At 30.0% G+C, this 12,529-nt stretch carries 21 protein-coding genes; 4 read left to right on the forward strand and 17 right to left on the reverse strand.

Annotated features, from left to right (window positions below):
• Positions 1 to 172: 172 nt before the first annotated feature.
• The 10 genes from NLJ82_RS27970 to NLJ82_RS28015 all read right to left on the reverse strand — a co-directional run bounded on the left by NLJ82_RS27970 (position 173) and on the right by NLJ82_RS28015 (position 3,791).
• Entirely contained in the window at positions 173 to 484 is a 312-nt protein-coding gene (locus NLJ82_RS27970; protein WP_000736944.1) for a hypothetical protein, read from the reverse strand.
• Positions 485 to 559: 75 nt separating this feature from the next.
• Positions 560 to 838 (reverse strand): AbrB/MazE/SpoVT family DNA-binding domain-containing protein, encoded by a 279-nt coding sequence (locus NLJ82_RS27975; protein WP_000843050.1) that lies wholly within the window; start codon positions 836 to 838, stop codon positions 560 to 562.
• Positions 839 to 852: 14 nt separating this feature from the next.
• The gene (locus NLJ82_RS27980; protein WP_001123650.1) at positions 853 to 1,056 is read right to left on the reverse strand and encodes a hypothetical protein; all 204 of its coding nucleotides are present in this window, start codon (positions 1,054 to 1,056) and stop codon (positions 853 to 855) included.
• Between the two features lie 27 nt (positions 1,057 to 1,083).
• Entirely contained in the window at positions 1,084 to 1,311 is a 228-nt protein-coding gene (locus NLJ82_RS27985; RefSeq protein ID WP_000021288.1) for a hypothetical protein, read from the reverse strand.
• Positions 1,312 to 1,335: 24 nt separating this feature from the next.
• Positions 1,336 to 1,776 (reverse strand): hypothetical protein, encoded by a 441-nt coding sequence (locus NLJ82_RS27990; protein ID WP_000892314.1) that lies wholly within the window; start codon positions 1,774 to 1,776, stop codon positions 1,336 to 1,338.
• 117 nt (positions 1,777 to 1,893) lie between these two features.
• Positions 1,894 to 2,307, reverse strand: coding sequence for a hypothetical protein (locus NLJ82_RS27995; protein ID WP_000126133.1), 414 nt, complete (start codon positions 2,305 to 2,307; stop codon positions 1,894 to 1,896).
• 39 nt (positions 2,308 to 2,346) lie between these two features.
• Entirely contained in the window at positions 2,347 to 2,646 is a 300-nt protein-coding gene (locus NLJ82_RS28000; RefSeq protein ID WP_000023422.1) for a hypothetical protein, read from the reverse strand.
• A gap of 77 nt (positions 2,647 to 2,723) precedes the next feature.
• Positions 2,724 to 3,134 (reverse strand): hypothetical protein, encoded by a 411-nt coding sequence (locus NLJ82_RS28005; RefSeq protein ID WP_001193820.1) that lies wholly within the window; start codon positions 3,132 to 3,134, stop codon positions 2,724 to 2,726.
• A 114-nt stretch (positions 3,135 to 3,248) separates the two neighbouring features.
• Positions 3,249 to 3,458: a hypothetical protein gene (locus NLJ82_RS28010; protein ID WP_001058763.1), complete on the reverse strand. Its 210-nt coding sequence runs from the start codon at positions 3,456 to 3,458 to the stop codon at positions 3,249 to 3,251.
• 30 nt (positions 3,459 to 3,488) lie between these two features.
• Positions 3,489 to 3,791 (reverse strand): hypothetical protein, encoded by a 303-nt coding sequence (locus tag NLJ82_RS28015; protein WP_000523775.1) that lies wholly within the window; start codon positions 3,789 to 3,791, stop codon positions 3,489 to 3,491.
• A 188-nt stretch (positions 3,792 to 3,979) separates the two neighbouring features.
• On the opposite strand from NLJ82_RS28015, the gene NLJ82_RS28020 reads away from it, so the two are divergent.
• Positions 3,980 to 4,249: a ribbon-helix-helix domain-containing protein gene (locus tag NLJ82_RS28020; RefSeq protein ID WP_000162598.1), complete on the forward strand. Its 270-nt coding sequence runs from the start codon at positions 3,980 to 3,982 to the stop codon at positions 4,247 to 4,249.
• A 111-nt stretch (positions 4,250 to 4,360) separates the two neighbouring features.
• Positions 4,361 to 4,633, forward strand: a complete 273-nt coding sequence (locus NLJ82_RS28025; RefSeq protein ID WP_001043947.1) for an HU family DNA-binding protein — start codon at positions 4,361 to 4,363, stop codon at positions 4,631 to 4,633.
• Between the two features lie 331 nt (positions 4,634 to 4,964).
• On the opposite strand, the gene NLJ82_RS28030 is transcribed toward NLJ82_RS28025, so the two are convergent.
• From NLJ82_RS28030 to NLJ82_RS28040, 3 genes are all read right to left on the reverse strand, one after another.
• Positions 4,965 to 6,197 carry an SIR2 family NAD-dependent protein deacylase gene (locus tag NLJ82_RS28030; protein WP_000051204.1) on the reverse strand — a complete coding sequence of 411 codons (1,233 nt, stop codon included), beginning with the start codon at positions 6,195 to 6,197 and terminating at the stop codon, positions 4,965 to 4,967.
• On the reverse strand, positions 6,166 to 7,488 hold the full coding sequence (locus NLJ82_RS28035; protein ID WP_000210898.1) for a hypothetical protein: 1,323 nt from the start codon (positions 7,486 to 7,488) through the stop codon (positions 6,166 to 6,168). The genes NLJ82_RS28030 and NLJ82_RS28035 overlap by 32 nt, the downstream gene beginning before the upstream one ends.
• Before the next feature lie 153 nt (positions 7,489 to 7,641).
• On the reverse strand, positions 7,642 to 8,271 hold the full coding sequence (locus tag NLJ82_RS28040) for a hypothetical protein (protein WP_000181006.1): 630 nt from the start codon (positions 8,269 to 8,271) through the stop codon (positions 7,642 to 7,644).
• 284 nt (positions 8,272 to 8,555) lie between these two features.
• Between NLJ82_RS28040 and NLJ82_RS28045 the strand changes: the two genes are divergently transcribed.
• Both NLJ82_RS28045 and NLJ82_RS28050 read left to right on the forward strand, forming a co-directional pair.
• Positions 8,556 to 9,038 carry a thioredoxin family protein gene (locus NLJ82_RS28045; protein WP_001045585.1) on the forward strand — a complete coding sequence of 161 codons (483 nt, stop codon included), beginning with the start codon at positions 8,556 to 8,558 and terminating at the stop codon, positions 9,036 to 9,038.
• Between the two features lie 39 nt (positions 9,039 to 9,077).
• The gene (locus NLJ82_RS28050) at positions 9,078 to 10,223 is read left to right on the forward strand and encodes a DUF418 domain-containing protein (protein ID WP_001186864.1); all 1,146 of its coding nucleotides are present in this window, start codon (positions 9,078 to 9,080) and stop codon (positions 10,221 to 10,223) included.
• Between the two features lie 258 nt (positions 10,224 to 10,481).
• On the opposite strand, the gene NLJ82_RS28055 is transcribed toward NLJ82_RS28050, so the two are convergent.
• The 4 genes from NLJ82_RS28055 to NLJ82_RS28070 form a co-directional block, all read right to left on the reverse strand.
• Entirely contained in the window at positions 10,482 to 10,661 is a 180-nt protein-coding gene (locus NLJ82_RS28055; protein ID WP_000428650.1) for a DUF8096 family protein, read from the reverse strand.
• A gap of 191 nt (positions 10,662 to 10,852) precedes the next feature.
• The gene (locus tag NLJ82_RS28060; protein WP_254754769.1) at positions 10,853 to 11,083 is read right to left on the reverse strand and encodes a hypothetical protein; all 231 of its coding nucleotides are present in this window, start codon (positions 11,081 to 11,083) and stop codon (positions 10,853 to 10,855) included.
• 138 nt (positions 11,084 to 11,221) lie between these two features.
• A complete protein-coding gene (locus NLJ82_RS28065; protein WP_001074762.1) occupies positions 11,222 to 11,755 on the reverse strand; it encodes a D-glycero-alpha-D-manno-heptose-1,7-bisphosphate 7-phosphatase in 534 nt (177 codons plus the stop codon).
• A 30-nt stretch (positions 11,756 to 11,785) separates the two neighbouring features.
• On the reverse strand, positions 11,786 to 12,490 hold the full coding sequence (locus NLJ82_RS28070; protein WP_002020067.1) for a CPBP family intramembrane glutamic endopeptidase: 705 nt from the start codon (positions 12,488 to 12,490) through the stop codon (positions 11,786 to 11,788).
• Between the last annotated feature and the right edge of the window lie 39 nt (positions 12,491 to 12,529).

Genomic DNA, 12,529 nt, shown 5'->3' on the forward strand with positions numbered 1-12,529 from the left:
TATAACAAAAATAAGATTTGTTGTGTTAAAATGAAATGGATATGAAAAATTGCTGATATATGTATTTAGTGTAAAAGTAGTGTTAGTAAAGTATTGGTGGTTCAAGTCAAAGAAAAAAGACATCCATATGATGTCTTTTTTCTTTATATATATATGAATAGATGTTATTAGGTTAAATAAAATCTTTAATGTAATTAGCTATGTCACTAGAAAACAGTGCCATAATTGTAACAACTATATACATAGCAAATAACGATTTTGCTTTTTTCCTCTCATCTGCTTGTTCTTTTTGAAGAGTGATATAGTAAAGAGATGTTAATAGAGTTCCAATAAAGACAAATATCAGGATTATTCTTTGGAGTATGACAGCTTGTTCTTCAGCTATTTGCATAAGAGTTTCAACGTCAGCTTTTAATAATATGTTCAGTCCAACCATTACATATAAAACTAATAAGGCTAATTTAAGAAAAGTTAATTTTTTCATTTTTATAGTGTTCCTCTCTCTTAAATTGTATCGTGAAATACTTTTAATATGGTTTATAACTGTATAAAATAATTCTTACTTTACTAAGTGTTGCTGAATTTCTTTAATTAAAAGTTCAGCCCCTTCAGGACTAAGAACAATTTGTCCATTAGCTAATGACATGTTTTTTTCTGAAATATCACCAGTTATTGTACAAGCATCATATGACTTGTATTTTTGTAGTATTATCTTTTCACCTTCTACAAATATTTCTATAGGATCTTTTTCTGCGATTCCTAATGTTCTTCTCAATTCTTTCGGTAGAACAATACGTCCTAATTCATCTATTTTACGTGTAACACCTGTTGATTTCATGCTTTACCACCCTTTTATTTGTTTTTTAAATCGTTCAGTTCTTTTAATAAATCTTCATGTTTCTCACATAATCTATATACATCTAATAACAATTGTCTACCATTTATTGCTCCCCATTGATTAGATATGTTAACACCATGCAAACATTTGATTAAATCTGGATTCAATATGGCATTTTTTATTTCATCTATACTCATTTTCATTTCTTCTTTAGGCATTTGCTCTTTCTCCTTCGGATCTATCTATCACATATGGACAGACGTACTAAATGATGTATTTTGGGTATCATTTGCATTTAATACTACAATTTTATCGATAAGATTAATTGCTTTATCCAACGAAATGTTTTTTTCATAACATTTATAGCCTAGTTCTAATGTTAAAAGTGTAGCTTCACTTAAAAGTGATTGTTTTTGAATCTCCTCAATTTTTTTCCCTCTTTTACGAAGATTAATATACTGTTCTATCGACATAATTTCATGCTCCTCTCGCTACAATTACATATCTAAATTACTATTATCATCTTTTATTTCGTTTTCTCTCTCTTTAGCTTCTAACATAAAGTTAGCATAAATCATTATCTTTTCTAATCCATCTTTCGTTGCATTATAATCTGTGATATAACGTTCTTTTCTTCCTGGACTCATATATTTGTTATTTTTCATTTCGTTTATTGTTTCTATATTTAAGATTTTTCCCTTTCCTTTTAATTCGTTCACGAGTTTCAAATTAATAGCTAGGCCTATACTCCAAAGAATCAAGCCGATAACGAAAGAAAGTAATAGATGTACTGAAAGAGAATTATCAATGATCATGAAATAGAGAAAATAGATAATTGAGATTGTCCACAAAAATGGATTGTAGTACTTTTGAATTTTTTTATATTTTTTTATATTTATTTCGTGTTGCTTTTTTCTCATTTCAAGATTCTCTAACATGTAAAAGCTCCTTTTAATTAGTTAACTAAGCTTTTTTTCAAGCGTTGAGTATAAACATTACGTTTTCACTCTATTTCTATAATTTTAATTGTAATTAGACTGCTCAGAATTACCTTCTTAGTTTATTGTAGATGTGATTTGCTTAAATTCCTTAAAACCTATAACCCTATCATTTGGATCATATGCGTAAGCTAATTTATAAATCCCTGTATTTGTGGTCACCTTGTAATACTCCGTTTTTGATACTGGTTCTATTAAAATATCTGTAATAGGTAATTTGAGCTTTTCTTTTAGCAGTTCCTCTTGTTTTTTTTCGTTGTACGCTAACCTTTCATTTTTTTGTTTAACCGTTTGATCCTGTTCAATTGTTTGGAAGTACCCGCATACCATTAATCCTATAAAACTCCCTACCATTACAACTGATACAACAATTTTTGCAATCTCAGGTAGATTAGAACCGATAATGATTATAGCAATTGAAACAATACATATAAACAATAATAAAAAAGTTACGAATTGTAATGCTGTCAACTTAACTCAAACCTTTCCATAAGCCACTTTTCTCTAATGCTATTTTTGATTAGTGATTGTTGCAAGTTTAACAAAAAAGCTATTCGCAAATTCATGGAAAAAGTAAATTACACCATAAGCCAATAGCAAGACACCTACCGAAAAACAAATTAATACAATTTGTCCTTTCCAATTGTATTCGCCTAAATGCCTAAATTTAAAAGATACAGCTAGTAAAAGAGGGCTTATAAAAAGTAATGGTATAGTGAATTTATTTAAGGGAATACTCCCTCCAATGAAGCTCCCTAAAACTAATCCACAAAATAAAATTGCTAATATCATTGGTTTTTTTATGCTCATTGCAATCTGTCCTTTCATCTGAATATATTTAATAAATTGATTGTTTTCAAAGTAAATAACAGGAGAACTCTCCTATATTAATTAGTTAGAATCGGGGTAATCTTTTTGATGATCATATTATCATCCATATCACGTGTAAAGATAACTCTAAATACCCCTTTTTCACTGGTTACCTTCGTATAATCCTCATAATCTTCGACTAATAATTTATCGCTAGTCGTTCCCAGTTCATTTTCTAATAGTCTATTTTTATCATCTATTTGCTTTTGTTCAAGGTCTCTCAAGTTTATAGCAAGTACTGCAAGATTATGATCTGCATCTTTACCAGAGTAATATAACGATATGGAAAGAATAGCTACCGTCACTATTATAAATACTGTAGGTAAAGGATTTTCGTGAATAGAACTCAAATCGTTATTTATACCGAATAATAACATTACGCCAGCAGTTATAACGAGTGAAATTGCTAGTATTGCTAGTGTTTGCATACTACGTTACCCTCCCATAATTATTGTATTCGCTCAAAACAACGACATAATTTGATTCAACAACTGGAAAACTGTAAGTAGAAAAAACAAGAATTTTAAATAGAATTAATTTCTTTAATCTTTTCCATCATCATTATTGCTTGTAATAGATGAAAACAAAGCAACACCCATCGCCTTCTTATTACTACTAGAATACCCTCTATATGTTGATTTTCCAAAAATCATCCGTTTCATTAATATCAAAGTAATTAGTAATACAGATACACAACCCACTATCCATAAACAAGACCAAAATAAATTAATCAAATCATTGAAATTATTCATTTAAATCCCCCATTATTAGTTAATTTATGTTCATAGTCTATTTGCTTTAAAAAGAGCAAGCAGCAAGAAGAATCCTAATAAGCATAAAATTGTTATATTCAATGAGATCCCTGTGTAATGACCAATTGTTACCGTCAAATTATTATAAGTAGGTTCAAATTTATCTTTAAACATAAGTAAAATTCCCGAACTAATTAAACAAATAATTGCTCCAGTTAATCTAATTATGTCTGGAGCATAAAGCTGCTTAGTTTTTAGCCAAAGAACAATAATCGTTGCTAGGGTAACTATAGAAAAGATAAAGATTGATATGATAAGAGTTAAAAGTCCCATCGTGGTAACCCCCTTTCGTTTAATTATAGTTCATAATCAATAAATAAAACTTTATATATTGATTATATAATGAACACAGATATTAAACAACAATAAACTTCATGAAGTTTATTGTTGTTTAATTAAATTGATAGAAACTCTATAGTAATGCTATTATATAAATATGAAAAAGTTAAAGGGTGTTCAATATGACTAAAAAGAAACATTATAAAGTAGTGAATAGAAAACAATTATCTACAACATTAGCCAATGATTTGAATGAAAGATTAGAAAAACTTAAAGAGGATACAAATATACCTAAAACAAGACTATTAGACCAGGCAGTTTCACTGTTATTACTCTTTCAGTCTAATTCTACTAATGCTTTCATTAGTGAAATGAACGAATTAAAAGAGCAAAAAGGGCTTAATAGTAGTGAACTCACAGATTATATTTTAAATAGTCTAAAGAAGGACTAACATGGTTTTATCTAGACTGCTAAGAAACAATCTATGGGTATAGTACTAATTGCATCAAAAGTATAGGCACGTTATAATAGTCACCTAATTACATATAACGAGGTGTAGAAAATGAATAAGACTGAATTAACAAAAGTAGTAGCAGAAAAAGCAGAACTTACACAAAAAGATGCAGCTGCAGCAACACAAGCTGTATTAGATACAATTACAACGGCACTAGCAAGTGAGGAGAAAGTTCAGATTCTTGGATTTGGTACATTTGAGGTTCGCGAAAGATCTGCACGTACAGGACGTAACCCACAAACAGGTGAAGAAATGCAAATCGCTGCTTCAAAAGTACCTGCTTTTAAGGCTGGAAAAGAATTAAAAGATGCAGTGAAATAATTACATATAATGAAAAGGGTTTGATATTCATATCAGACCCTAATGAGACTAACTTAGTTTTAGATATAGAAAAATTTAATTTTCCTAATAGTATTTGAGATGACTCTCCTGATTTGATAAAATCTTAATATATGTAAATTTGCATGTATAAATGTTTGTTTTAATGTTATACTAGATTTAACCAAGAAGCATCCAACAAATTATGATTAATCACTACATTTTCTTTCATAGTATGTCAACGTAAAAAAAGACACTTTCTATAGTGTCTTTTTTTACGTTACTAGATGAATAGATGGATTACAACTTATATTTGGCGATTTTTTATCATATATTATATGATGCTATTTATTATATATTTAATAGCATCCACCATGCCTTGCTGAAACTTATCACTTTCGGTTGGAACTTTTATACCAATTGGTGTTAATCCCCTATGAGATAATTGTTTATTCTCACGGGGATGTAAATTAGGCACAATAATAAAGTGCTGACCGCCTATGCTATTGTGAATGTCCCTATATATTTCCTTAAAATATACATCTTTAAAAGAAAATCCAATAAACAACAAGAATTTACCAGACATAATTCCATTTAGGAAGTCTTTTGTTTTTCGATCCGTATACAAATCATTATAATCATTTTTCGTAACAACCATTGTTTTAGGCCTTTCTGCCATACCGTGAAAATGAACAACTTGCTTTTTACCTTTATTTAAATGATTCTGTAGATTTTCTATATCTTCGATTATCTTAGGAGAACTATAACCGTCCTTCTCTTTATTCCTATATACATCTAATGCATTATCATAATTTGTAGTCAGTATAAAACTAGAAGCCAAATTCATAATATCCCTAATGTTATGCTTACTTTCATCTACTTGATTATTAAAATCGCTGTCTATTTTATTCGTTATATATGTTTTTATTTTATCCTCAGTATTTAAAGTTGGTGAATACTCAAGTATTGTATCTACAGCACCTAGGAAATCACCACTATTAATTAAACCTTCACAGTACTCTTTATCTATTGCTGTATGAAGCTTTTCTTTCATACCCCAAATTAATCCATACCAATCCGGAAGACCAAGTGGCTTTGAGACGCCTGCTCCTAAAAATGGGACTATCTTATCGACATTTTCTTTCAATAACAAGTAGTTATCCATATATTCCTCTTGCAAATACTTTGTTAGCATTTCCTCTTGTTTAGAATTTACCATCTGTATAAACTCCTCTCTTAATTCAAATATTTCTTTAATAAAATGGGATGGACTTTCATGGATTTTCTGCTCACAGAACTCACAATCTTCGTTTAAATCTTCTACAACATCATGTTCTTCATGTTTTAGACATTCATAGGCATAACTTTTTTCAAATAAACTTTCTTGTAATAAGTGTTTCACAAGAAAGTTTATTTCTTTTTCGTTTAATTTTGCATGATAAAGATCTTCTTTTGAGAAAGGTTGCATATTAACTGTGTTAATTAAAGTTTCAAGTAAACTTAAAACCTCTTCTTGCGACTTGAGTAATTCCTGTTTAGCGGTAATGATTAAGTTCTCCAATGACATGATATATAAACTCCTTGCCTAGTGATTTTTTCTGTAAAAATACTATTCTAAAGGATGTCTGCTTAGCATAAATTGTAGTCTGTGAAACCAAACAATTATCTGGGTTAGTATTTCTAAAATCTAAAAACCAAGAAATAGACCATTCTTCTAAATCAGATGATTTTTCAAATTCAGTATAGAGGCTATGAAATAAATCTGTATAGGCAACAGGAATTTTAGATCCTCCGGATTGTGCAGCCCCTTTACTAAATTTACTGGAAATAAATTTTATTCTTGTTGGATACCCTTTTAGAGGTATCTGTTTTGCTATTTTTACTATATCCTTTGTTTTATACTTTTTGCTTATAAACGCAGAACATAACATCGATTGTATTTTCATTCCAAGCGGAGCAGTATTAGTTTTAATAAATGCACTATCATTTGGGAATAGTTTTCTAAGAATAGTTTGGACGCTATCCTTTACCTCTTCTTCTGTAGCTTTTAAAACTTCTTCATGGATGTCTCCTAATAGATTATGTAAAAGATTGGAACATAAATTATACATTCCTTTCCTATCTGACTTCACATCTATACTTTCTAAATTAATTAAAGGTTCAACTATCAAATTTTTAACAGTTGAATACAAGCGATTAAAAGATTTTGGATAATCATCATATTGATTATTCTCATCATTTTTTTTAGATTCTGCCTCTTTTTCATTCTCAATATCTTTTATGTCAGTTAAATTTCGAATCATTGTTAAACAAGTACCATTTTCGAAATTAATATCTATTCCCGCTATAAAGTATCCTATCCTTGTTCCTCTAGGTACAACTTGAACAAATATAAATCTAGCAGTTTTCACCTTATCTCCATTAGTAGTATAGTCATAGCCTGCAATAAATTTAGTACCTAAAGCCTTTATGTCTAACATATCCATTAAATAATACTTACCATCATTCATTTTAGAGAGTAGTGCTTGCGGTATTCTTGTTTCGTTATTAAAACTTTCTAGAATTCGCTTTACTTTCATGTTAAAAGTCGAAACCTCTAACGTGTTATCTGTAACATTAAATCTATCTACAAAAATATTTCTTAATCTACTGTACATTATATGCTCAAAAAATATAGTGTTAAGTAAATACCTATCTTTAGGATTATTTCTAATTACTTCTTCAAAATACGTACTCAATTTCTTTTTATCTTCAATTTTTATAGAAGAACTTAATTTTTCATTCGCTTCTTCTATAATCTTAGAAGAGTCTACAAATTCCAAAAACTTGTGGCCAGTAAATACATAATTTGTCGTCACTTAATTCACCTTCTATTTATTGTTATATAAATATCCTTATTTTAAGTACATATCACTAAAGACAGATCCTGTACCAGTTACTTTACATACTATATTTTTTTGTAAACCATCAATTGTTTAATACTCAACGGAAGCATGATATGCATTATAATATTACTTTAATGTTTTTAAATTATTTAAGATAGAAACGAATCCTAAGACTTTTTGTATTCCCAAAATCCTCATTTCAACCGATTCTAGAAATTTTATAAATTCATTCTTAGTAAACTTCCTTTGTATAATTTCTAACTCTTTTAGCTCTTGCAAATTTTCGACCTCATCAAATCCTTTATGTAATGTAAAGTAAAGGACTCCACCATCTTTAAAGATTTCATAAATTGAGTGTAAGGTACTTTCTAAGTGCTTATTATATTTCATGGAATCTTCACTTTTATTTACCATTGTTAGGCAATCAAAGAAGCGTAGTTTATTCACTATCAAGATATCTTCCTCTATTTTTTTATATGCTGGCGTTAAATCGTAGTTAGAATACTTCTGTAATCTTTTTTCTTCAACTTGTTTTTTTCGCATTTCCTCAGCATCCGGTATTATAAATATACCTTTTTTTATTTCTTTAAGTACACCTTGCTTTTTTAAAGCTAACAATCTTTGTTTACTAATTTCAAATCTATCCATAATATCTTTTGAATCCATCGTATATTGTTTAACGATTCTTTCTACAATCTCTGAGCTATTAATTTTTAGGATTAATGCAAGTTCTTCCAGATCAATAAAATTTGTCATTACAGACCCTCCCGTTTACAAAGTAAATAGATGCTTACTGAATTGTACTATGTACTGTTTACTTTGTAAATAGGTTTAAAAATAATATGGTACGTGAAATTTTATAATCTAGTGCTTTTGTTGAAAATTTATATAGTATTTTATATGGATTATATGTTAAAATATAAGTAGAAAATTTGTTTCCATTGTTTATACTCTATTGTACGTAGCGTGAAGGACAAACCTTACGCCCAGTTAACTCGGGCGAGGTTTGTCCTTTTTTTTACTTTAAGGAGGAATTTACTATGAATAAAGTCTACAAAATTGGAGCAATTGTTACTACATTATGCGTTGCTTGTATCGCTATCTTTACTTTAACTAAAAATGAATCTGTTAACCCAGAGACTGTAACACCAAACAAAACAATTGTATCAGCTGCAGAAACAAAAGGATCGCCCGAAAATATTAAAGATATTTCAAAAGAAGAATTAAAGCAAAAAATACAATCCCATGAAGAGTTTATTGCGTACTACTATCAACCAACTTGTCATTATTGTAAAAAGGCAGCACCAGATATCAATAGTATGTCAAAAAAGCATGATAGAACCATCTATCGTATTGATATCTCTACGCCAGAAAATCAAAGTGCCTTTCAAGAGTTCGATATTCCTGGCACTCCAGTTGTTGTAGCTTATAACAGAGGTGAAGAAATTGAACGCCTAGAAGGTGCAGTGTCAGCTGCTACATATGACGGATTCTTTGCGAGACGTAATTCGAGCGCTAGTTAATATAGTGCTCGTTTTTCTTTTTAAGAAAGGGGAATTTACATGCAACAAAACGCCCGTATTTATTCTTTAGACGCAATAAGAGGTATAGCCATACTATGTATCCTATTTTCTAATCTACCTACTATGACGGGACTAGATCCCTTTAACCAGGCCGGTTATTCCGGTACAGATAAAGGGATTCGTTTTTTAATAGATTTGTTTATACAAGCAAAATTCTATACTATTTTTGCATTCTTATTTGGGGTAGGATTTTTTATCTTTATAAAAAACGCGGAAGCAAAAGGATATTCTATATATAAGCTATTTAGCCGTAGATTGTGTATTTTGCTACTCTTTGGTTTACTCCACTTTATCTTTCTATGGTATGGAGATATTCTACACGCATATGCCTTAGCTGGTTTTATCCTATTGTTCTTTTATAAGCGATCTACAAAGCTTATCTTTATAGTTGGCTGCATCTCTCTATTTGTTAGCTATACACTACATGCTATTTTATTTATACAAGCAAGTTCTTCTATTTCTGCCGTACCTAGTTACTATCAATATATGTTTACAGGCAACACTACCAATCACACTGTAAATCTATTTACACATTATTCACAACAAGTAAAAGCTCGTCTGTTCTTTTTAATAATCGAGGAATTTCAACAATTACTAATAGGAATTCCGGAATATATAGGCTTGTTCTTAATTGGTTTATGGGCTGGTAAGAAAGATATTTTTAAAAGGGTACCGGAATTAATAAAGGAAATTAGATTTATCCAGTGGAGTTCGTTATGCATTTCATGTCTTCTCTCTTGTCCTATTATCTACTATTTTATAAAAACGGATGTCTATTACTCTCAGGATATTAAACTATGGATTCTATTTGGAGGGAAAACGCTAGCTATATTCTATGTTTGTACTCTACTTAGGGTTTGTGAGAATAAAAAATATATAGAGCAGCTGCAACCCTTTATGAACGTAGGCAAGTATGCTTTAACGAATTACATTAGCCAAAGTATACTAACTCTTGTCATTCTTTCGTTGAACTTTAAAGATGTCTCACAGGTATATTACTGGCAATTATGTATCTTCGGGATTTTAATTATCTTTGCGCAAATTATATTCAGCAAAATTTGGAGTAAATATTTTCGCTATGGTCCCATTGAATGGATATGGAGAAAAGGCATTTACAAAAAATAACCTATTTTTCACCAGTTTCATGCAATTGACTGAAAAAAATGATAAAATATCATATGAAAGATTAAAGATATATTTGTGATTGTAAAATGATGTTATTAAAATTAAAGTGGTTCAAGTCAGAGGAAGGCACCTTAGGTGTCTTTTCTTTATTAAAATATGTATTTTAACAAAGCTTTAATACTTATGTATTAGATAATAATATTATTTAGTAAACGGCATTTTTGGATATAAGAGCCAATAAAAAAAGCCCTAACAGGGCTAAATAATTTTCTTCATACCACATTGACGACATTCTCTTAGAAAGATGAAATCTTTAACGGAACTCTTGAACGCGGTATTGCCACAGTTATCGCAACGGCCGCTAATCTTATCTGGCAGCTCTTTGTATGTGTATATTTTACTTAGATCGTAGTGTTGTTCAGGTTGTTTATTTTCCATTCGTTTCACCCACATAGCAATTTGAATTAGTATAGCTAAACCATAATAACACGAAGTGTCCGCATAGTGGATGCTTTTTATTTTTTAAAGGATGTTTGTCCCAGCAGAACCCTATAGAAAAAGCTCCCACAATTAAAATGAGAGCTAACTTCATGCAAAAAATGTTTAAAAATAATATAGTACTTTACGAACTATGAAATAAAACTTTCCTTAATCCTTGCTTTAGAACCGTATAGATTTTTTCTTCTCAATAAATCTACCGTTAAGTTTTCCATTAAAACAAATTCTCCATTGATTAGTAATTCTGCTAATTCTTTTGGATACTCGTTTGAACCTTCATCTAAAACCAACCCTTTATTTCCCGAAAGAAATATATAACCATAAATATACCCTTCTCTTTTTCCTGATTGAAATTCACTCATTGTAAAATACCTCCTTATATCTATTTATATATCTAAAATTATTATTTTAATGCATTGCTTTATTTTTCGACCAGTGGAATTAAACATCTTTATTGTTACTAATCACCACTTGTTAAAATTTTACCTTCATAAAAAATATTAAAAAATGTTTTCAAGTGCTACATTAAGCAAAGAAGGAAATTTATAATTCGCTTGTGTTTCCTCCAAAGAATCAGCAATTCGAATTGTTCTTGTTCCAGCCTTCTTCCCTGCACATATATCGGTTTCTTGGTCACCAATCATATAACTACTCGCTAAATCAATATCGTGCCTTTGAGCTAACTGCAGCAGCATACCAGCCTCTGGTTTTCTACAGGGACACCCATCTTTTGGCCGATGGATACAGGCAACAAATTCATGTATATGAGCATCGACGTTTTCATTAATTAATTTTTCTTGCATATGTTCATGTATTTCTAAGAGCTCTTCTTGAGTCATATAACCCAATCCGACGCCCGCTTGATTTGTTGTTACTAGGACCATATATCCCTTTCTATTAAATATAGCAATTGCGTCAGCTGCACCAGGTAGCAGGTAAATATCTTCTGGTTTATTTACAAATCTAACACGATCTGTAAGTACTTGATTAATGACCCCATCACGGTCTAAAAATATTGCCTTTTTTTTAGCCAAGTTACTCTCTCCTTACCTACAAATTTTCTATTAAAAAATCTGAAGTATAACAATTATTAAGTTCATAGTAGCATGAACGACAAATGATACTAGTAACCTATTAGTACGTACATATATTGCCGCAAGTACAAGTCCAATTAGAAAATATCCAAATACAAAAGGAAAATCAAAATGCATGATAGAGAAAAACAATGCACTAACTAATATACACACAATTTTATTGAATTTACGGCTTAATATATTTATGGCCGCGTAACGAAATACAAGCTCCTCAACTAGTGGAGCAAGAATTACAATTGATAAAAGAGCAAGAGGAGAAATTGCTACAGATTCAATATTACTTGATGTATTTACTGATTGTGTAGTTAAGTGAAATATACTCGTATCCAAAATACTACCAATTGTCTGTGCAAAGAATACTGCAACTATTCCTATTAAAATCCAACCGAATAATACTCTTGATAATTTAATCGATAACTTTGAATCATTCATCGTTTCTTTCTTATATATAAGATAAATGAATATTAATATGAGTGAAAACCCTATTAGTTCCCAATGAACAAGTAGTTGCTGAATTGCTTGCTGTTGATTTCCCTTAATATCATACCAACCTGTCTTAGCTAGCAATTGTACTCCTATAATCCCAACAAGTTGAGTCATTACAAAGTAGATGAGTATAACATAACCTGATTTATGTAAATTACTATGATTCATTTTACTATATTCACCTTTCATTTACCTGCAAATTTTATATTATTCGAATTTTAAATCGAA

The organism is Bacillus paranthracis, from assembly GCF_024296885.1.
Taxonomy (GTDB): Bacteria; Bacillota; Bacilli; order Bacillales; family Bacillaceae_G; genus Bacillus_A; species Bacillus_A paranthracis.

Bases quoted from the DNA above. Each gene is read 5' to 3' on its own strand.
- NLJ82_RS27970 (WP_000736944.1), bottom strand. From the start codon at position 484: ATGAAAAAATTAACTTTTCTTAAATTAGCCTTATTAGTTTTATATGTA.
- NLJ82_RS27975 (WP_000843050.1), bottom strand. From the start codon at position 838: ATGAAATCAACAGGTGTTACACGTAAAATAGATGAATTAGGACGTATT.
- NLJ82_RS27980 (WP_001123650.1), bottom strand. From the start codon at position 1,056: ATGCCTAAAGAAGAAATGAAAATGAGTATAGATGAAATAAAAAATGCC.
- NLJ82_RS27985 (WP_000021288.1), bottom strand. From the start codon at position 1,311: ATGTCGATAGAACAGTATATTAATCTTCGTAAAAGAGGGAAAAAAATT.
- NLJ82_RS27990 (WP_000892314.1), bottom strand. From the start codon at position 1,776: ATGTTAGAGAATCTTGAAATGAGAAAAAAGCAACACGAAATAAATATA.
- NLJ82_RS28000 (WP_000023422.1), bottom strand. From the start codon at position 2,646: ATGAGCATAAAAAAACCAATGATATTAGCAATTTTATTTTGTGGATTA.
- NLJ82_RS28005 (WP_001193820.1), bottom strand. From the start codon at position 3,134: ATGCAAACACTAGCAATACTAGCAATTTCACTCGTTATAACTGCTGGC.
- NLJ82_RS28010 (WP_001058763.1), bottom strand. From the start codon at position 3,458: ATGAATAATTTCAATGATTTGATTAATTTATTTTGGTCTTGTTTATGG.
- NLJ82_RS28015 (WP_000523775.1), bottom strand. From the start codon at position 3,791: ATGGGACTTTTAACTCTTATCATATCAATCTTTATCTTTTCTATAGTT.
- NLJ82_RS28020 (WP_000162598.1), top strand. From the start codon at position 3,980: ATGACTAAAAAGAAACATTATAAAGTAGTGAATAGAAAACAATTATCT.
- NLJ82_RS28025 (WP_001043947.1), top strand. From the start codon at position 4,361: ATGAATAAGACTGAATTAACAAAAGTAGTAGCAGAAAAAGCAGAACTT.
- NLJ82_RS28030 (WP_000051204.1), bottom strand. From the start codon at position 6,197: ATGTCATTGGAGAACTTAATCATTACCGCTAAACAGGAATTACTCAAG.
- NLJ82_RS28040 (WP_000181006.1), bottom strand. From the start codon at position 8,271: ATGACAAATTTTATTGATCTGGAAGAACTTGCATTAATCCTAAAAATT.
- NLJ82_RS28045 (WP_001045585.1), top strand. From the start codon at position 8,556: ATGAATAAAGTCTACAAAATTGGAGCAATTGTTACTACATTATGCGTT.
- NLJ82_RS28050 (WP_001186864.1), top strand. From the start codon at position 9,078: ATGCAACAAAACGCCCGTATTTATTCTTTAGACGCAATAAGAGGTATA.
- NLJ82_RS28055 (WP_000428650.1), bottom strand. From the start codon at position 10,661: ATGGAAAATAAACAACCTGAACAACACTACGATCTAAGTAAAATATAC.
- NLJ82_RS28060 (WP_254754769.1), bottom strand. From the start codon at position 11,083: ATGAGTGAATTTCAATCAGGAAAAAGAGAAGGGTATATTTATGGTTAT.
- NLJ82_RS28070 (WP_002020067.1), bottom strand. From the start codon at position 12,490: ATGAAAGGTGAATATAGTAAAATGAATCATAGTAATTTACATAAATCA.